The organism is Flavobacterium rhizophilum (assembly GCF_046000485.1).
Lineage (GTDB): Bacteria > Bacteroidota > Bacteroidia > Flavobacteriales > Flavobacteriaceae > Flavobacterium > Flavobacterium rhizophilum.
On record NZ_JBELQB010000008.1, the window covers coordinates 156,291 to 175,494 of the forward strand.

A 19,204-nucleotide genomic window follows, 5' to 3' on the forward strand; every position below is an offset into this window, starting at 1 on the left:
ACGTTTTCATAAAAAACAATAATCATTTTTGTTAAAAACACCTCACAATGTTGAATAAATTATAAAATCAAAAAACTTAAAGCGACTTCTCAATACAACATCGTTTAGGACTAAAAGAAAAGCATCAAAATAATGACTTTAAACTTTTATGTAAGTTTGTAACAAACCGTATCTAAATCATGAAAAAATTCTCACTCCTGCTATTTGCCTTTGTATTATTCGTTTCGGCAAAAGCACAGGACTTTAAAACACTAACCTATTTTGTAAACGATTCTACAAAACTGGAACTCGATCTTTTCCTGCCAAAAACACAGGGAAAAGAAAAAAAACCATTGCTTATACATGTTCATGGCGGAGGTTTTGCAGGAGGAACCCGCGAATGGGGACACACTATTTCAAAACACGCAGCATCTCAGGGCTATGTAGCAGCATCTATAAGCTACACACTTTATATGAAAAACCGCAAGTTTAGCTGTGACGGCATCCTGACCGAAAAAGTGAAAGCCATACAAATAGCGGCAAACCAGCTATGGCAGGCTACGCTATACTTCATTAATAATAGTGAAAAATACAATATCGATACTTCAAAAATATTCATTTCGGGTAGTAGCGCAGGTGCCGAAACCGCATTACATGCCGCCTATTGGGATAGGGATATAATGGGACTTTATCCTAACAAACTGCCTAACGATTTTAAATATGCCGGAGTGATATCGGGCGCAGGTGCCATTATGGACATTAACCTCATCACTAAAGAGAGTGTTATCCCTACGCTTCTTTTCCACGGAAGCTGTGACACTACAGTACCTTATGCAACAGCGGCACACCATTACTGCCCTACAAATGCTTCGGGATGGCTTATGCTTTTTGGCTCATATTCTATTTACAATCATATTATTGACCTTAACGGAAGCGCCAAACTGGTAACTTATTGCAATGGCGGACACGAATACAGTGATGAGCTGTTTGGCAAAGACCCACAAACTGTTGTAGACTTTATGAATAACGTACTGAATGATAAAAAAGAAGAGTCGCACGTAATTGTTGCCACAAATAAAGAGCGCAAAAAGGGTAACGGGTATAGTTTTTGTGACTAACCCCATATAAATTTTACTGTGATGAAAATAGAAATATGGAGTGACATTATGTGTCCCTTTTGCTACATTGGCAAAAGAAGATTTGAAGAGGCCCTTGCAACTTTTGAAGGGAAAAATGACGTGGAAATAGAATGGAAAAGCTTTTTACTTTCGCCTGAACTTAAAACAGATCCAACCAAAAACATACACGAGTACTTAGCCGAACATAAAAATATTAGCCTTGAAGAAGCAAAAGGCATGAACGATTATGTAACCAATATGGCGGCACAGGCTGGACTAACTTATAACTTTGACAAGGCCATACCTGCCAATAGTTTTAACGCCCATCGCTTTTTGCATTTTGCCAAAAAATACGGCAAACAAAACGAAGCTGAGGAAAGACTGTTCAAGGCTTACTTTACCGAAGGAAAAAACATTGACGATGCCCAAACGCTTTTACTCCTGTCAATAGAAATGGGACTGGATGCCAATAAACTTGCTGATGCCATGAATAATGGTGAGTTTACAAACGACGTTATAGCCGATATAAACGAGGCACAACAGCTGGGTGTACGCGGAGTGCCATTTTTCGTATTTAATCGCAAGTATGCCGTTTCGGGAGCTCAGGAAAGCGAGGCCTTTACACAAACGTTAGAAAAAGCCTTTGAAGAATGGCAGGCTTCTCATCCTAAAACCTCTTTCAAGACCATAAAAGGGGAAAGTTGTGATATAGACGGTAACTGTGATTAACTGAATACTTCTTTAAGCACATCAAGCGACTTAGGCCTTTTAAAACCGTCCAAATGAAAAGCATAATAATCCAACAGGATTTTCAATAAAGCCTGTCGCTCACTTACATGAAAGCTTTTGGCACTATTGTCCAGCTTTAGTGTCATTAGCCTTTTTAATAGTAGGGTTTCATTAGCTGTGAGACAGCTTACTGACGGAAATTGGGTAAACACTCCTTCTGTCATTTCAAAGTAATCATCTTCCTCATCTGACTTTTGAGGAAAAAAGCCGAGAAACTTTGTTATTTCCATCATTAATATCAAATGGAAATTGGCTGTCTCATCATGACTGTCCAACCATAAAAGTGCGGTTTCAAGAAAATGATACAGGCTTTCATTTTTTTCTTCTTCCCTAATGCTGTGATGCAGCATTTCTGAAAGAAACATAACAATGGTGGTTTTGGCTATATCAGTATTCACCGTATAATACGGGTGCGCCAGCTTTACCTCCTTAAAATATTCCAGGCTGCCTTTATTTTTATGGGCAGCTTCTATTTCAAGTATGTTTAACGGTTGAAAAAAAGCGATTTTCTGGCTGCTTTTCCTATTTGAAAAAGCATCCCTTATAAAGTAGGATTTTAGCCCATCACTCTCAGTAAAACATTTCACTATCAAACTTTTTTCCTGATAGCGCAGCGAACTTATTACTATTGCTTTTGTTTTTACCAGCACCTTAACGCCCTCTTATTATCATTACTTTTTTCACTTTGGTTTTGGTTCCGTCGTCAGATGATATGAAAATCATATAAACACCTGAGGCTACTTTATAGTTACCAAAAGCTTTGGTATCCCAAGTAACGGTACCTCCCTGTGAAGTGGTTTCATATACTAGGTTACCCTCAATATCTGTTATTTTAAGGTTTACCTTATCCATAAGTCCGCTTATGGTAACATCTCCTGCAAACTCCGGACGCACCGGATTAGGGTATACATAAACATTATTAAGATCGTCTTCGCCTGCTGTAGAATTTCCTAAATAAGAAACCATACCTTTTTCGGTAGCAAAAAACACTTCACCCGTTACAGGATCCAGCTCTATATCCAAAATGGAATTACTTGGAAGCGGAGAGTTTTGCTTTGTAAAATGAAACAGGGTTTGCTGCCCGTTAGATGACACTAAAAAAGCTCCGGATCCTCCCGTAGCAATCCATTTGTTATTAGCCCCGTCTACAACAATATCATTTATAACCTGCTCATACATTAGTTCCTGAGCCAGCCCGTCCTCAAGAATAATTATGGAATTGGTGCTTAATTCATTTTCGGTAACAAACCGTTCCACACTAGAAATTATTCTTAATCCCCTAACAGTACCTATCCATAATTGATTACGATTATCTATCGTCAGGCACTTTACATAATCACTGGGTAAATTACTTGCATCTCCCCTAATCACCACATATTTGTTCCCTAAGTTTTCATTAAACGCTATTATACCGTTATCTCTGCTTGGTATCCATTTAGTACCGTTTTTATCAATAACCAAACGACCATAATCATCACTTTCAGGACCAGAGGTTATATCCTCAAAACTATATTCTGCCCACTGTCCGTTTGACCTAAGTACTTTTAAAGGTTTCAGTACAGCAGAATTCGTCATCCATAAGTTACCGTTTCTGTCAAACGCAGGCCCATTAATCCTTATACTTTTATAATCAGGTGCAGAAGAAAGCACAAGTGACTCAAGCCCGTTATTACCTGTATTACTGTCGTCATATAAAATTTCGGGTTCTCCACCTGTTAACTTTAAAAGCCCCGACTGATATGAGGCTATATAAACCGGACTTTCCAAACCCGGTTTCACTACTATGTCACATAATGACTGCGGGTATTCCGGAAGTGTATAATACGGTATATGTTTCCACCCTTCAGGTGTAAAACGACTAATTCCTTTAAGAGCATAATCGGGAGTATAAAAAATATTATAACCTCCATATACTGCCCATAGGTTATTTGCCGATTTTTCCAATGAGAAAATCCTATTCTCGAGCGGCCCGTCCGGCGTTATATCTACAAAAAAAGACAAATTATTCAAAGCTGCCGTAAACACACCTTTATCTGTTGTACCGGTATAAATTTTCTCATTCACTATAGTTGCACAAGAAAATGTTACACTGGAAATAGGAATAGAATCTAAAGTCTGCATCAGCATAAGCTGCTCGTTATACACATCTATAAGTCCGGGAGTCGTAATAATCAGATACCCTCCTGCCGAACGTAAGTCAACAACAGCCTCGGGCATGGCCGTAAAAAATGAAAAAGTATCATTTAAAAGCCTGTAAACCGTACCTATAGCATCTGTAGCAAACAAGTTCCCTGCAAAAGAAGTAACTCCCGTATATTGCCCTGAAGCAAATTCGTTCCATTGACTGAAGTCATTAAGGTTTGGATTGGTATACACTGCCCTCCTAATACCATTTTCGGCAGTGGCAGCATATATATAACCATTGTACACTGCACTTTGCTTTACAGCAATCTCGGCACCGTTAGGCCCTAAATAATAGGTGTCTCCAAACTCCAGTGTTTGCAGGTTAAATACCGCTATTCCAAAATCACATGAAATATAGGCCTTCCCCTCATACTCATAAATATGATTTATTTTTTTCTTGTTTTGGGCAACCGTAGTTTCCTCCACAATATCAATAACATTTAATATGGAATTGTCATCGTTAATAACCAGTAGTAAACCGTTCTCATTACCCACTAATGTTTTGCCGTAAATACTACTGTGATATATAGCTGTAATGTTTTCGGTTTTAAGTCCGTCAACAGAAGTAAAAGTACCCAGCTCATTAGTAAGCACATTGTAAGAGAAAACCCCTACCTCGCCCGCAGCAAATATCCTGCTTGGGCTATTTGTGATATCAACAACCTGGTTGTACGAAAAATAGCTTCTCCAGCTTTGGTTAGACTGGGCAAAAGCCATTGTATAAATCGAAAGTATAAGTATGGTTAAAAACCTTTTCATCAGTGATTATTTACTCAGCAAATATAGGTAAAACGCTTTTATCCTCTTTTTTGTATACGGTTAATAAAAAAAGCCCTCCTTAAACAATAGAGGGCTTTTAAATATATTAGTTTGGGTTGTTACTAAACTACTCCCTGAGCGAGCATAGCATCGGCTACTTTTACAAATCCGGCAATATTAGCACCTTTTACATAATCAGTAAAACCGCTGGCATCTTTACCATAAGTAATACAAGCTTCATGGATATCTGCCATGATATCTTTAAGCCTTTGATCTACCTCTTCTCTTGTCCAGCTTAGACGAAGTGAATTTTGAGACATTTCAAGACCAGAAGTGGCAACACCTCCAGCATTTGACGCCTTACCCGGAGCAAATAATATTTTAGCTTCATGGAAAGCTTCAACAGCCTCAGGAGTACAAGGCATGTTTGCCCCTTCTGCCACACAGTGGCATCCGTTTGCTAAAAGTTGTTTAGCCGCATCTCCGTCAAGCTCATTTTGTGTAGCACATGGCAATGCCACATCACATTTTACTTCCCATGGCTTACCACCTTCAACAAACTTAGCTTCAGGATACCTGTCAAGATATTCGCTTATCCTGCCGTACTTAACATTTTTGATTTCCATAATATAAGCCAGCTTATCTTCATTAAGACCATCGGCGTCATAAATGTAACCAGAAGAATCTGACATGGTAACTACTTTACCTCCCAGCTGCATTACCTTCTCGGCTGCATACTGCGCTACGTTACCTGAACCTGATATAACCACAGTTTTACCGATAAAGCTTTCATGAATAGTAGAAAGCATACTTTGTGCAAAGTATACACAACCGTAACCTGTAGCTTCAGGACGTATTAATGACCCGCCAAAAGTGATTCCTTTTCCTGTAAGCACACCGGTAAACTCATTTCTCAGTCTTTTATACTGACCGAATAAATAACCTACCTCACGACCACCAACACCTATGTCACCCGCAGGCACATCGGTATCAGGACCTATATGCTTAGAAAGTTCTGTCATAAAGCTTTGGCAGAATTTCATAATTTCATTATCTGATTTTCCTTTAGGATCAAAATCAGAACCTCCTTTACCACCACCCATAGGTAATGTGGTTAAGCTGTTTTTAAACGTTTGCTCAAACGCTAAAAACTTTAATATACTTAGGTTTACAGACGGGTGAAAACGAAGCCCCCCTTTATATGGGCCTATTGCCGAATTCATTTGTATTCTGTACCCTCTGTTTACCTGTATCTGACCTTTATCGTCCAGCCAATTTACACGAAACATCACAACTCTTTCAGGCTCAGCCATTCTTTCCAAAAGCATTTTGCCCTGGTATTTTGGGTTATTCTCTACAAAAGGAATAACCGTTTCGGCTACCTCCCTAACAGCCTGCATAAATTCAGGCTCGTTTGGATTTCTTTTTGAAACTGATTCAATAAAAGTTTCTATGCTTCCACTCATAACTTTAGAAGTTTTTTAATGTTTAAGAAAACGTTTTCGTTAACGGCGCAAATATACATTATTCTGTAAAAAAACAAAGGTAGGCATTTGACTTTTAACTGCTTACAAAAAAACCTTTAAAAACAGCTATTAATGAAGGGATTAACCCAGTGCCTGGCGTAAATCTTCCAGTAAATCATCAGCATCTTCCACCCCTACACTAAGCCTTACAAGATCATCTGTAATACCTATTTCTTTCCTTTTGTCTTCCGGTATGGATGCATGCGTCATTAAAGCAGGATGATTTGCCAACGACTCAACTCCCCCTAACGATTCTGCCAGGGTAAATACCCTTACACTCTCCAGGAACTTAATTGCATCTTCCTTTTTACCTGATTCAAATGTGAATGATACCATTCCGCCGAAACCGCCCTGCATTTGTTTTTTGGCAATATTATAAAACGGATTATTTTCCAGTCCCGGATAGTACACCGCCTTCACTTTAGGATGATTGCTAAGGAAATTAGCAACTTTTTCTCCGTTTTCACAGTGGCGTTGCATCCTTAAATGTAATGTTTTAATACCTCTTAGCACAAGGTAAGAATCCTGCGGACCAAGTGTGCCTCCTGTTGCAAATTGTGCAAAGTGAAGTTGCTCACCCAGTTGCTCGTCTTTCACTATAAGAGCCCCTGCGATAACATCACTATGGCCCCCAAGGTATTTTGTTGCCGAGTGCATTACAATATCGGCACCCATATCTAATGGCCTTTGCAGGTATGGAGTGGCAAAAGTATTATCTACCGCAAAAAGCAGATTTTTCTCTTTTGTAATTTTGGCAATTGCCTCAATATCGGCTAACTTCATTAACGGGTTTGTTGGTGTTTCGACCCAAACCAGTTTGGTATTTTCGTTAATAAGTGACTGAAATTTATCAAGATTGTTCATGTCTACAAAATGGAACTTAATACCGAATTCCTGATAAATTTTTGAGAACATCCTGTAAGTGCCGCCATAAAGATCGTCCATAGCAATTACCTCATCATTAGGCTTAAGCAGTTTAATCACGCAGTCGGTCGCCGCTAAACCCGATGAAAATGCAAGTCCGCGTGTTCCGTTCTCTATGCTAGCTAAAGCGTTTTCCAATGCTGTTCTTGTTGGGTTTGCAGCCCTGCTGTATTCATATCCGCCATGTACCCCCGGGCTCTTTTGTGCAAAAGTCGAAGTTTGATAAACCGGCGGCATTACTGCTCCTGTAGCAGGGTCAGGGTGCTGTCCGCCATGAATGGTTTTTGTGTTAAATTTCATATAATTAATTATTCTTTATCCGTATAGTAGGCAAATTTACTGTAATTTAGTTGACCCTGTATAGAAACAGCACTCTTTTGCAAAACAATAACATTTAAAACATGCCAAAACACTTAACCTTACTATTAGCCGCATTTATGCTTTTTAGCTGTGGCAAGGACAAGAAAAACAATGATGAAGAAGTACTAAATGAAGAAAAACCTGCCTTGGCCTTTTCTACAAAAAATTACTATAAAAAAACATCACTGCCATGTGATGAATATTGCCCAAGCGTAACCATTAATGTGCCTGAGGCCGAAAACGTGCCTGTTGTAGCCGACAGTATTAATAAAACAATATTCAATACCGTAAAAGGGATTGTTTACTTTGGTGAAACTCCTTATAAAGCGGATAATTATGAAGATTTAATGGCTTCTTTCCTTGGATCGTATGAAGAACTTAAAAAAGAATTTCCTAATGATGTAATGACCGGATTTGAAGCTAAGATAGATGCTACTGTTGATTACACATCTGATAGTATAATAAGCATAAAACTAAACCATTACACCTTTACCGGCGGAGCTCATGGTTACGGAGGAGAACGCTCATTGCTTTTTGATGCCGAAACAGGCAAGAGCCTTAGCTATGAAGACATTTTTACCAATGTAGATGGCTTTAGACAGTTTGCCGAGAAAAAGTTTAGGGAGAAATTTAATATCCCAGCAGGAAAATCCATTAACGCTACAGGATTCCTGTTTGAGAATGATAAGTTCGTACTACCGCAAAATATTTTCTTTAAGGAAAACGGATTGCTGTTATTCTACAACTCTTACGAAATATCATCTTACGCCGAAGGGCAAAAGGAATTGCTTTTACCCTACAGCGAAGTAAATGAATATCTTAAGGTTAAATAAACTTTTTTAACTGCATCATTATACCAAGATGTATACCCTCATGGTAGTTGTTAAACGTAATGGCATCTTCTGTTGAAGAGAGTTCAAAGCCCAGCTCTGACTTCCTTGCGTTATATGTTGTAAATACGCCATTTTTATAATCATCTTCTGTTTTCTCAATAGTAGAGAACAGAAGATTTTTTATTTCGTTTACTTCCTCTTGTGTTGCATCGCTTTCAGGCTTACTGCCACGCCTGTATTTAGCTAATAATTCTTCACTTACATTCATAGGTAATCCGGCTCCGCCATATACCAGTATTTGCTGTGATACCATAATATGCCCTATGTTCCATATAAGGTTATTATTAAAACCCTGTGGTATTTTGTTAAGCTGTTCCAGCGTATAGCTATCCAGCCATTTTGCATATATTTCCCTGCTGGTACGGGTTATTTTAAAAGAAGTTTGTAAGTCCATTATGTGTATAGTTTAAAAAGCACTACAATACTACAAAACATTTTCCTCTTACCAGTAGCCTAATAGCTTCCACCAAGCTCCTCCAACAATAAAAAATACAAGGAGGTATATCACACTAAGTACAAAACCATCTTTCCACCAACTATTAATATCTACATATCCACTTCCAAACAATATAGGTGCAGGCCCGTGCCCGTAATGGGTTAATGTACCAAATATACCACCGCAATACCCCAGAAAAAGTGCCAGCATTAAAGGAGGTACACCCACACTAACCCCTACCGAGAACAGTGCAAAATACAATGCTGCCACATGAGCCGTGGCGCTGGCAAACATATAATGCAGGTAAAAGTAAATAAGCACAATTATAGGGAAGGCATAATACCAGCTAAAACCATTAATATAATGTTTAATATTTTCAGACAGCCAAGGTATAAAGCCAAGTTTCGCCAGATAGCTTGCCATCATTACAAGAGAAGAAAACCATACTATGGTATCCCATGCCCCTTTTTCTGATTTTACATCTTCCCAGGTAAGCACATTGCTAAGCAGTAATATACAAAGGCCCAAAATAGCTGTAGTAGTAGCATCAATAGATATTTGCTGCCCGAAAATCCATAAAACAAGTAAGAGGAAAAATACCACTATCATTATCCATTCATTCCGGGTTACAGGTCCCATTTCATTTAATTTCTCTTTTGCCATTAACGGGGCATCTCCGGTATTCTTCATAGTAGGAGCACTAAACTTATACAATACCAAAGGCATTAAAAGCAAACATAAAAGTCCCGGCACCAAAGCCCCTATTGCCCAATTTCCCCAAGTGATGGTCACACCCAGTTCGGCAGCAAAACGTTGTGCCATAGGGTTACTGGCCGTACCTGTTAAAAACATGGTCGACGTTATCAGGTTCGCATTATAGGTGCTAAGGGTTAAAAAAGCCCCTGCTTTCTTATTCGTTTCAGGTTTTGCAGGATCAGAACCTAAGCTCATTGCTACCGATTTCATTATAGGGTAAACTATACCCCCTGCCCTTGCCGTATTACTGGGCACTGCAGGGGCCAGGAGCAAATCTGCAAAGTTAAGGCCATAAGATAACCCCAGGGTAGTTTTACCAAAACGACTTACAAAATAGTAGGCAATACGAGAACCCAGTCCTGTTTTTATAAATCCGCGTGCTATAAAAAATGCCATTCCTATAAGCCAGATAATAGAATTGCCAAAACCACTCAGTGCATTGGTTATACTCTCTGCTGCCGGATTTTTAGCATCCGGAGAAGCCAGTACCAATGAGAAAGCACATAGGGCAATACCTAAAATCGCCATGGTACCCATAGGTGCTGCCTTTACAATTATACCCACAATAACAAAAACAAATATGGAAAACAGATGCCATGCATTATCCTTCAAACCTTCGGGAGTTGGTATAAACCATAAAACTATCCCTATTACTGCTGCCAGCAGCATCATTTTGTAATTTATTTCCAGTTTCATAGGCTTTGGCTTTTAGTTAGAAGTGAACCTGTATTTGTGTAATAAATAGGCTACTGTTATGCATATTACTATCTGGTATACTGGTTTTGTATCGGTTAAAAACTCCTACGATAGAGATTTTAGCATTATAGTCCCCAGACCCTATTATACTCAACATTGGTGTAAAGGTTTGATATGAATTTCTGTTAATTGAGATATCAGGATACAGTATTTCATACCTGAAACTGGCCTCAAAAGCCCTTATTCGTGGCTTGTTATAATTAAACCTAAGCTTAGAGACAATGTAAAAACCCTGCATTTCAAAATCATTGATATTAGGATTTTCAAGTTCTGATGCCGTAAAATCCAGAAAGTTGGTTCCTCTCTTATACTCGGCAGCGGTTTTTAACTCAAACAAAGGAGAAAATTTGGTCAACCCCTGTATATCTACACCATAAGCCGTACCTGTTTGAGCAGCCAATCTTGATGTACCTCCGTTTAAGCCAAGCGTATAATGAGGTAAGAAATCGTACTCAAACCTGAGAGTATAGTTTTTCTGGTCATTATTGTCACTTATCTGGTTTTTACCGTTGCCGTTATAAATCGTAAAAAAGTACCTAAGAGGTATACCTGATTGTTCCAGCGTACCCAAAAAAGCAACACCTATTTGAAATGACTGCCAGTTGTTTTTACCAAAAAGTGAATATTGATTAGACCAGTCGTACGAGTTTTCGAGCTGAAAGGCAAAAACATCTTCCCGCCCGAAATAAGGCCTGAACTGACCAAACTGCAATACTATATATTTGTTGTAAGCATACTTCACAAAAGCGTTTTCTAGCACTTTAGAGGTAGGCTCCTGCTTAAAATCGGCAAGGTTAACCAATACACTGGTACTTATCTTATCGTTAAGATAAAAAGTTCCCTGAAGCCTCACGTACTTAAGGTCGAAAGAATTGGAAATTGATTGGGCAGGGTCAGCATGATGTGTACCCTTATAATCCACATTATCATCAAAAGAAACGTTATACCTCCCTACAAAAAAACAGCTGTAGAAATTTTCCTGTTATAGGCAGAATAGTCCTTAATAGTATCCTTTTGCTTATCCTGAGCTTTAACCGTAGCAGATAAAGCTAAAAATACAAAAGTTAGACAAAGCTTTCTTATCATAACGGTGATTGGATATAATTAGTTGGTCTTTAATGGTCTGCTACAAAATTTAACTTTTTTAACGAATATTTATTTTAAAAAAAAAGTTAATGTTTACCCGCTTAAAACCTGACGATTACAATTTGCGATTTTCCCACAACACAGAATTATACAAAAACATCTTACTTTTGCAAACAAGTATAAAAACATAACATGAAAAAGATATACTACCTTAAAACCTGCGATACCTGCAAAAAGATAATCAAGTCGTTACCAAATACCGACGGTTTTATTTTACAGGACATTAAAGAGGAACCTATTACCGTAAAGCAATTGGAGGAAATGCATGCCCTGACAGGAAGCTATGAGAAGCTTTTCAGCAAAAGGGCTAAACTCTATAAGGAACGTGGTATGAAAGACATGAACCTTACAGAAAACGATTTTAAGCAATACATACTGGAACACTATACTTTTTTAAGCCGCCCTGTTATTATTACAAACGATAAGATATTTGTAGGCAACAGCCCTAAAAACGTAACCGCAGCCATTGAGTACCTAAGTAATGAATAAACGCTTTTTGGCCTTAACAGCTGCCACGATGGTCTCTGTTATTTACGGTGTTACTTTTACCATTGCCAAAGATGTAATGCCGGGTTTTATTAAACCTTTCGGGTTTATAGCTCTTCGTGTGGGCGGATCGGTTATTCTTTTCTGGCTTGTGGCTCTTTTTGCCACTAAACAAAAAATAGCCCTCAAAGATTTCCCCCGTATCATAGCTGCTGCCTTTTTTGGTGTGGCCTTTAATATGCTAACCTTTTTTGAAGGACTTAGCCAAACATCGCCTATAATGGCATCGGTACTTATGGTCACTACCCCTATGATAGTACTGATATTAAGTGCCATTATCATGAAGGAAAAAATAATCCGCAAAAAAGTGGGTGGCATACTACTGGGGCTTGTGGGGACCGTAATGCTTATACTTTACGGCAAAAGCATTAGTGGTGGCAACAACGAACTATGGGGTAATTTCCTGGTTTTTGTAAACGCCGTTTCTTACGGACTCTACCTTATTGTAGTTAAAAAACTCATGGACAAATACAATCCGTTTGCTTTTGTAAAATGGATTTACCTATTTGGTTTTATTATGGTACTACCTTTTGGCTGGGAACAGTTATCGCAGGTACAATGGGAAATCATGCCTGTGGATATTGCTATAAAAGTTGGCTTTGTGGTACTGTTTTCTACTTTTTTAACCTACCTGCTTAACCTACTTTCCATGAAAGAACTAAAGCCTACAACAGTTGCTGTTTTTATTTACCTGCAACCTTTGTTTGCCACTGTTTTTGCGGTAAGCCTCGGAAAAGACACTCTTAATCCGGTTAAAATAATATCGGCCGCATTAATATTTGCCGGAGTATATCTGGTAACGGCTCCGCCTAAAAAAGCGGTTATAAACCAAACTGCGAAAAGTGATATTTAACTCATAACCGTGCGTTTGTGAATTTTACTTAACTTTGTGTCCACAAATTTTTTTGTATGATACAATCTATGACGGGTTTTGGAAAGTCATCTTTACAACTACCCACAAAAAAAATTACTGTTGAGATAAAATCCCTAAACAGCAAAGGACTGGATTTAAGCGTAAGAATGCCATCGGCATACCGCGAAATGGAACTGAAGCTACGCAACCAGATTGCCCAAAGGCTGGAAAGAGGCAAAGTAGACTTTTCCCTGTTTGTAGAAATAACAGGCGAAGAGACTTCATCAAAAGTAAATATTCCTATCGTTAAGGCCTATATAAACCAGATGAAAGAGATAGTGGACGGCGATGAGACCGAACTGCTTAAAATGGCTGTACGTATGCCCGACGCTCTTAAAACAGAACGTGAGGAGATAGACGAAAACGAATGGACCAGTATTCAGGGGGTTGTTGATCAGGCACTTGATAACATTCAGAGTTTCCGTGTTTCTGAAGGTATTGCACTTGAAAAAGAGTTTCTTATAAGGGTATCAAACATCCTTAAACTGATGAAAGAAACGGTTTCATATGACAGCGAGCGTATAGAAAACGTAAAAACCAAACTAAGCAACGCTATTGCAGAACTTGAGGTAAATGTAGACGAGAACCGCTTTGAGCAGGAGCTTATATACTACCTTGAAAAAATGGATATTACCGAGGAAAAAGTAAGACTGGAAAACCACCTTAACTATTTTATGGAAACCCTTGCCGGTAACGAGGCAAACGGACGTAAGCTTGGCTTCATAACTCAGGAAATAGGCCGTGAAATAAACACTATGGGCTCTAAGTCTAACCATGCACAAATGCAGAAGCTGGTAGTACAGATGAAAGACGAGCTGGAAAAGATTAAAGAACAGGTTTTAAATATTTTATAATAACGGCACCGCCGTAAGATTACACATGAACAAAGGCAAACTGATAGTATTTTCCGCTCCGTCAGGGTCGGGTAAAACCACCATTGTAAGACACCTTTTGGCACAACCCGAACTTAATTTGGAGTTCTCCATTTCGGCAGCTACAAGAAGCGCAAGGGATGGCGAGGAAAACGGGAAAGACTATTACTTTATATCACTTGAAGAGTTTAAAAAACATATTAAGCAGGAAGACTTCGTAGAATGGGAAGAGGTATACCGTGATAATTTTTACGGTACACTTAAAAGCGAGGTAGAACGTATATGGGCACAGGGCAAAAACGTGATTTTTGACATTGATGTAGCCGGAGGACTTCGCATTAAAAAGAAATTCCCGGAAGAAACCCTTGCTGTTTTTGTTAAACCGCCAAGTATTGACGAACTGAAAAGACGCCTTAAAAACCGTTCGACCGAAAGTGAAGACAAGATTAATATGCGTATCGCAAAGGCATCTGTAGAATTAGCTACAGCCCCTCAGTTTGATACCATTATTAAAAACTATGACCTTGATACTGCCAAGGAAGATGCCTATAACCTTGTAAAAGAGTTTATAAAATAAAGTAACCTTTATGACAGAAGAGATTAAAAGAAACCGCAAAGCATTGAGTAACATCTTTGCTTTAATTTTTTCTATCACTTTTGGCTTGTCTTTTATTGTAATAGTATCAACGGGGAACCTAAGCCCGAAGCCGTTATTATATTCAGTTATTGCGTCGTTTGCTTTTGCTTTATTTGTTCCCTCATACATGCTGCTTCTTTTCTATATAGCAGGCAATAAGGAAAAAAGATTTTTTTCAGAAAGCCCGTATAACTATATTGAACAAAACCTTATTGAGTATCGTTACGATAAAAAGAACAGGTTTAGTTTCTGTAAAAAACAGCATGTATTTAATCATATTGGCTTAAAATACACAGCTGTATTTTATACAAATGTGTATAAAACTATTTATGGTGATCTTTTGCTAATAATTAAGCATGAGGATAACGATATTAATATTGTTCACCCAATTGAATACAAGAATCAAAAATTCAGTGAAAAAGAATTCATTGAAGAACTTGAAAATATAAAAACTGATGAAAATAGGATTGTACTTCGGGACATTTAACCCTGTACACACAGGACATTTGATTATCGCTAACCACATGGCCGAGTTTACCGACCTGGATCAGGTATGGCTGGTGGTTACCCCTCACAATCCGCTTAAAAAGAAAAGTACGCTACTGGAAGACCATCACCGTTTGGAAATGGTTTTCCTGGCAACCGAAACTTACGACAGACTAAAACCTACCGATATTGAGTTTCGACTGCCACAGCCTAACTATACCGTGCATACACTGGCACACCTGCAGGAAAAATTCCCGGCGTATGAATTTTCCCTGATTATGGGAGAAGACAACCTTAATTCCCTTCACAAATGGAAGAATTATGAGGTAATACTGGAAAACCATGATATTTATGTATATCCGCGCATTAATAACGAAAATGCCAACGAAGAGCTTATAAACAATCATAAAATCCATAAAATTGACGCTCCGGTTATCGAGATCTCTTCTACTTTTATACGTAACAGTATAAGGGACGGTAAAGAGGTAAGACCATTACTGCCTCAAAAGGTTTGGGAATACATAGACCATAATCTTTTCTACAAAAAATAGCTTCTGTTTAAAAATAGCTACAAAGCAGACACTTAACATTCCATTATCAGCAAATCTTAAGGTATTTTGTAACTTTGGGTAAAATACATTTATAATCATGCTGAATTTTGAACTTTATAACCCTGTCAATATGGTATTTGGCAAGGGACAAATTGCAAAACTGTCTAAACTTATACCTCAAAATGCAAAAGTACTTTTAGCCTATGGTGGCGGAAGTATTTTTAAAAATGGTGTACATGCTCAGGTTGCCGAAGCACTAAAAGGATATGAGGTTACCGAGTTTGGTGGTATTGAGCCAAACCCACGTTATGAGACCCTGATGAAAGCTGTTACGCTAATCCGTGAAAAGAAACTGGATTATATACTGGCAGTAGGCGGAGGATCGGTAATAGACGGGGTAAAATTTATCTCGGCTGCCGTAAACTTTGAAGGTGACCCGGTTGATATCCTTGTAAAAAGGATACGAATTGAAAACAATACCATGCCATTTGGTACCGTGCTTACCCTACCTGCCACAGGTAGTGAAATGAATTCGGGAGCAGTAGTAACTATTGATAAGACACAGGAAAAACTATCCTTTGGCGGACCGGCAGTATTCCCGCAGTTCTCCATTTGTGATCCTACCGTTATCTCATCGCTACCTAAAAGACAGTTACAAAACGGGGTGATAGATGCCTATACCCATGTAATGGAACAGTACTTAACCTATCCCCACGATGCTTTGCTTCAGGATCGTTTTGCCGAAAGTATACTGCAAACACTAATTGAGATAGGTCCTGATGTTGTTGAGAATCCAACTGATTACAAACTGGCTTCCAACTTTATGTGGAGCTGTACTATGGCGCTTAACGGACTTATACAGAAAGGTGTTCCTACCGATTGGGCTACGCACATGATTGGTCATGAGCTTACAGCACTATATGAAATAGACCACGCGAGAACACTTGCCATAATAGGCCCTAACCTGTACAGGGTAATGTTTGATTCTAAAAAAGAAAAGCTGGCACAGTATGGTAAAAGAGTTTGGGGAATTACCGCTACCAATGTGGATGGAGCCGCAACACAGGCTATTGAAAAAACCGTTCAGTTTTTCCATACTATGGGAATGGAAACCAAAATATCTAACTATACAGCCGACTATGAAAAGACTGCCGATTTTATAGTAAAACGTTTTGAGGAACGTGGCTGGAAAGGACTTGGGGAACGCCAAAACGTTACACCCGAAAAAGTGAAGGCTATTGTTGAAATGAGCTATTAAAAAAATAAAAGGCATTCCGGCTACACCGTGAATGCCTTTTAAAACACCAAAAACAAAAAATTTAACTAACCTTGTTGTAAACTTCGTCTAAAACAAAATTCTATTAAATAACGCACCCCTCTCAACTTAAATTGTATTAAAAGCACTTAATTATATGTTAATGTTTACGAATATGCGATTTTACCATAAAAGCTAACCTAAAAAGCCATTGGCACATGCCTTATTTTTAAGTACATTTGGGCTTTGCAAAAAACAAACAAACAAAATGAATGATACTCCCAAGTTCGCTGTAATAGGTGGTGGAAGCTGGGCAACAGCAATCACAAAGATGCTTTGTGAAAATGTTAGTGAGGTTGCCTGGTATATGAGGAGCACCTACGCCATTGAACACATAAGGCTGCAAAAGCACAATCCGAACTACCTTAGCTCGGTTGAATTTGACACCGAAAAACTTAGACTTACAAACGATATTAATGAGGCGGTAGCTTATGCCGATTATATAATATTTGCCATACCATCGGCTTTTTTAAGCACCGAACTGGAAAAGCTTACCGAAAGCCTTGACGGAAAAGTTATTTTCTCTGCCATTAAGGGTATTGTTCCCGAAACAAGCCTTATTGTAGGGGAACACTTCCATGAAAAATACAACATTCCATACGACAACATCGGGGTTATAACAGGACCTTGCCACGCGGAAGAAGTTGCATTGGAAAGACTTTCATATCTTACCATTGCCTGCGGCGACCAGAGAAAAGCTAAGGTAATGGCCAAAAACCTTAACAGTTATTACATTAAAACCAAAATATCTGACGATATTGTAGGGACCGAGTATGCAGCCATGCTTAAAAACATTTATGCTATTGCTGCCGGTATTGCACACGGGTTAGGTTATGGAGACAATTTCCAGGCACTGTTAATGAGTAACGCCATAAGGGAAATGAAAAAATTTATACGCAAAGTGCATAAAATGAAGCGTAATATAAACAACTCGGCTTACCTGGGTGATCTTCTGGTTACAGGATATTCTGTTTTTTCAAGAAACAGGATGTTTGGTAACATGATAGGAAAAGGTTACACGGTAAAATCGGCCATGATGGAAATGAGCATGGTTGCCGAAGGATATTATGCTACAAAAAGTGCTTATAACCTAAATGAGGAATATAAAGCAAAAACCCCTATTATAGATGCTGTTTACAGTATTTTATATGAAGGGAAAGATGCCAAACCCGTATTTAAAAAGCTTACAGATAAACTGGATTAAAACAACTACCCATGAACCATGACCATCTTATAAATCACCCGGGGATATTAACCGGGTTTACCATTCTTGTTGTCGTGATGCTACTGCTGGACCTTGGCGTTTTTAACAAAAAAAGCCACGAAATAAGCAACAGGGAAGCATTAGTATGGTCTATTGTATGGATATCGCTGGCTATGGCCTTTAGCGGGGTAATTTACTATTTAATGGGCTTCCAGCAGTTTGCACAGTTCCAAAGTGCATATTGGATAGAAAAAGCCCTTTCTGTAGATAACCTTTTTGTATTCATTATGGTTTTCGGGTTCTTTAATGTTCCAAAGTACCTGCACCACAAAGTACTTTTTTGGGGTATTATTGGTGCATTGGTGTTCCGTGCCATATTTATATTTACCGGTGTAGAGCTTATAAACATGACCTATTTGCCCGAAATGGAAATTTTCGGACAAACTGTAAGCGTTAATGTCGTTTTAACCTTATTTGGCTTCTTTTTGCTTTTTGCCGGAATCAAATCGTGGGGAGCCCATGAGGACGACGACGAAAACAAGGATTTCTCCAAAAGTCCGGGGGCAAAGCTGATATATCGTTTCTTTAAAGTAACCAAAGACTTTGAAGGCGACCGTTTTTTTGTAATAAAGGAAGGGGTAAGAATAGCTACTCCGCTTTTGGTTGTAGTAACCGTTATTGAGTTTACCGATCTACTTTTTGCGGTAGATTCTATCCCTGCAATTTTTGCCATTGCTCCGGATGATCCTTTTATCCTTTATACCTCAAACATTTTTGCCATACTTGGATTAAGGGCGCTTTACTTTTTACTGGCTAACTTTATGTACATGTTTAGCAAACTACATTATGGACTTGCTGTGATTCTTGCCTTTATTGGTGTAAAAATGCTTATCAGTCCGTTTTACCATATTTCCTCTCCGGTATCATTAATGGTAGTGGGCGGTGTATTGCTTATATCAGTAATAATCTCGTTTATGTTCCCGGGAGAGCATGAAGAAAAAACCGAAGAAGCTATAAACAAAGAAGACGGCAACTAAGCCATCTTCTTCATCTA

Annotated in this window: 19 protein-coding genes; 12 read left to right on the plus strand and 7 right to left on the minus strand. The window is 38.6% G+C overall.

Annotation, left to right across the window (positions count from 1 at the left end; translation table 11 throughout):
- The first annotated feature begins 179 nt into the window (after positions 1 to 179).
- Positions 180 to 1,097 carry an alpha/beta hydrolase gene (locus ABS768_RS11925; RefSeq protein ID WP_408075189.1) on the plus strand — a complete coding sequence of 306 codons (918 nt, stop codon included), beginning with the start codon at positions 180 to 182 and terminating at the stop codon, positions 1,095 to 1,097.
- Between the two features lie 21 nt (positions 1,098 to 1,118).
- A complete protein-coding gene (locus ABS768_RS11930; RefSeq protein ID WP_408075190.1) occupies positions 1,119 to 1,826 on the plus strand; it encodes a DsbA family oxidoreductase in 708 nt (235 codons plus the stop codon).
- Here the strand turns inward: ABS768_RS11930 and recO are convergent.
- From recO to ABS768_RS11950, 4 genes are all read right to left on the minus strand, one after another.
- A complete protein-coding gene (gene recO, locus ABS768_RS11935) occupies positions 1,823 to 2,536 on the minus strand; it encodes a DNA repair protein RecO (RefSeq protein ID WP_408075191.1) in 714 nt (237 codons plus the stop codon). The two genes, ABS768_RS11930 and recO, sit on opposite strands and share 4 nt — an antisense overlap.
- 1 nt (position 2,537) lies before the next feature.
- Positions 2,538 to 4,829 (minus strand): type IX secretion system anionic LPS delivery protein PorZ, encoded by a 2,292-nt coding sequence (gene porZ, locus ABS768_RS11940; RefSeq protein WP_408075192.1) that lies wholly within the window; start codon positions 4,827 to 4,829, stop codon positions 2,538 to 2,540.
- 122 nt (positions 4,830 to 4,951) lie between these two features.
- A complete protein-coding gene (gene gdhA / locus ABS768_RS11945) occupies positions 4,952 to 6,295 on the minus strand; it encodes an NADP-specific glutamate dehydrogenase (RefSeq protein WP_408075193.1) in 1,344 nt (447 codons plus the stop codon).
- A 141-nt stretch (positions 6,296 to 6,436) separates the two neighbouring features.
- Complete coding sequence (locus tag ABS768_RS11950) at positions 6,437 to 7,579, minus strand: cystathionine gamma-synthase (RefSeq protein ID WP_408075194.1); 1,143 nt, start codon at positions 7,577 to 7,579, stop codon at positions 6,437 to 6,439.
- 101 nt (positions 7,580 to 7,680) lie between these two features.
- On the opposite strand from ABS768_RS11950, the gene ABS768_RS11955 reads away from it, so the two are divergent.
- A complete protein-coding gene (locus ABS768_RS11955) occupies positions 7,681 to 8,472 on the plus strand; it encodes a DUF3298 and DUF4163 domain-containing protein (RefSeq protein WP_408075195.1) in 792 nt (263 codons plus the stop codon).
- On the opposite strand, the gene ABS768_RS11960 is transcribed toward ABS768_RS11955, so the two are convergent.
- The 3 genes from ABS768_RS11960 to ABS768_RS11970 are packed head-to-tail and all read right to left on the minus strand — an operon-like array spanning position 8,465 to position 11,402.
- On the minus strand, positions 8,465 to 8,926 hold the full coding sequence (locus tag ABS768_RS11960; protein ID WP_408075196.1) for a DinB family protein: 462 nt from the start codon (positions 8,924 to 8,926) through the stop codon (positions 8,465 to 8,467). The genes ABS768_RS11955 and ABS768_RS11960 overlap by 8 nt on opposite strands.
- A gap of 48 nt (positions 8,927 to 8,974) precedes the next feature.
- The gene (locus ABS768_RS11965; protein ID WP_408075197.1) at positions 8,975 to 10,420 is read right to left on the minus strand and encodes an anion permease; all 1,446 of its coding nucleotides are present in this window, start codon (positions 10,418 to 10,420) and stop codon (positions 8,975 to 8,977) included.
- A gap of 16 nt (positions 10,421 to 10,436) precedes the next feature.
- Complete coding sequence (locus ABS768_RS11970; RefSeq protein WP_408075198.1) at positions 10,437 to 11,402, minus strand: porin; 966 nt, start codon at positions 11,400 to 11,402, stop codon at positions 10,437 to 10,439.
- Positions 11,403 to 11,758: 356 nt separating this feature from the next.
- Between ABS768_RS11970 and ABS768_RS11975 the strand changes: the two genes are divergently transcribed.
- The 9 genes from ABS768_RS11975 to ABS768_RS12015 all read left to right on the plus strand — a co-directional run bounded on the left by ABS768_RS11975 (position 11,759) and on the right by ABS768_RS12015 (position 19,187).
- A complete protein-coding gene (locus tag ABS768_RS11975; RefSeq protein WP_408075199.1) occupies positions 11,759 to 12,115 on the plus strand; it encodes an arsenate reductase family protein in 357 nt (118 codons plus the stop codon).
- The gene (locus tag ABS768_RS11980; protein WP_408075200.1) at positions 12,108 to 13,025 is read left to right on the plus strand and encodes a DMT family transporter; all 918 of its coding nucleotides are present in this window, start codon (positions 12,108 to 12,110) and stop codon (positions 13,023 to 13,025) included. The genes ABS768_RS11975 and ABS768_RS11980 overlap by 8 nt, the downstream gene beginning before the upstream one ends.
- 56 nt (positions 13,026 to 13,081) lie before the next feature.
- Positions 13,082 to 13,939, plus strand: a complete 858-nt coding sequence (locus ABS768_RS11985) for a YicC/YloC family endoribonuclease (protein WP_408075201.1) — start codon at positions 13,082 to 13,084, stop codon at positions 13,937 to 13,939.
- Between the two features lie 25 nt (positions 13,940 to 13,964).
- Positions 13,965 to 14,534: a guanylate kinase gene (gene gmk / locus ABS768_RS11990; RefSeq protein ID WP_330443186.1), complete on the plus strand. Its 570-nt coding sequence runs from the start codon at positions 13,965 to 13,967 to the stop codon at positions 14,532 to 14,534.
- A 10-nt stretch (positions 14,535 to 14,544) separates the two neighbouring features.
- Positions 14,545 to 15,081 carry a hypothetical protein gene (locus ABS768_RS11995; RefSeq protein WP_408075202.1) on the plus strand — a complete coding sequence of 179 codons (537 nt, stop codon included), beginning with the start codon at positions 14,545 to 14,547 and terminating at the stop codon, positions 15,079 to 15,081.
- Positions 15,050 to 15,631: a nicotinate (nicotinamide) nucleotide adenylyltransferase gene (gene nadD / locus ABS768_RS12000; RefSeq protein ID WP_408075203.1), complete on the plus strand. Its 582-nt coding sequence runs from the start codon at positions 15,050 to 15,052 to the stop codon at positions 15,629 to 15,631. The genes ABS768_RS11995 and nadD overlap by 32 nt, the downstream gene beginning before the upstream one ends.
- Before the next feature lie 97 nt (positions 15,632 to 15,728).
- Positions 15,729 to 16,889: an iron-containing alcohol dehydrogenase gene (locus ABS768_RS12005; RefSeq protein WP_408075204.1), complete on the plus strand. Its 1,161-nt coding sequence runs from the start codon at positions 15,729 to 15,731 to the stop codon at positions 16,887 to 16,889.
- A gap of 265 nt (positions 16,890 to 17,154) precedes the next feature.
- Entirely contained in the window at positions 17,155 to 18,150 is a 996-nt protein-coding gene (locus tag ABS768_RS12010) for an NAD(P)H-dependent glycerol-3-phosphate dehydrogenase (protein ID WP_408075205.1), read from the plus strand.
- A gap of 11 nt (positions 18,151 to 18,161) precedes the next feature.
- Positions 18,162 to 19,187, plus strand: a complete 1,026-nt coding sequence (locus tag ABS768_RS12015) for a TerC/Alx family metal homeostasis membrane protein (RefSeq protein ID WP_408075206.1) — start codon at positions 18,162 to 18,164, stop codon at positions 19,185 to 19,187.
- The last annotated feature ends 17 nt before the right edge of the window (positions 19,188 to 19,204 follow it).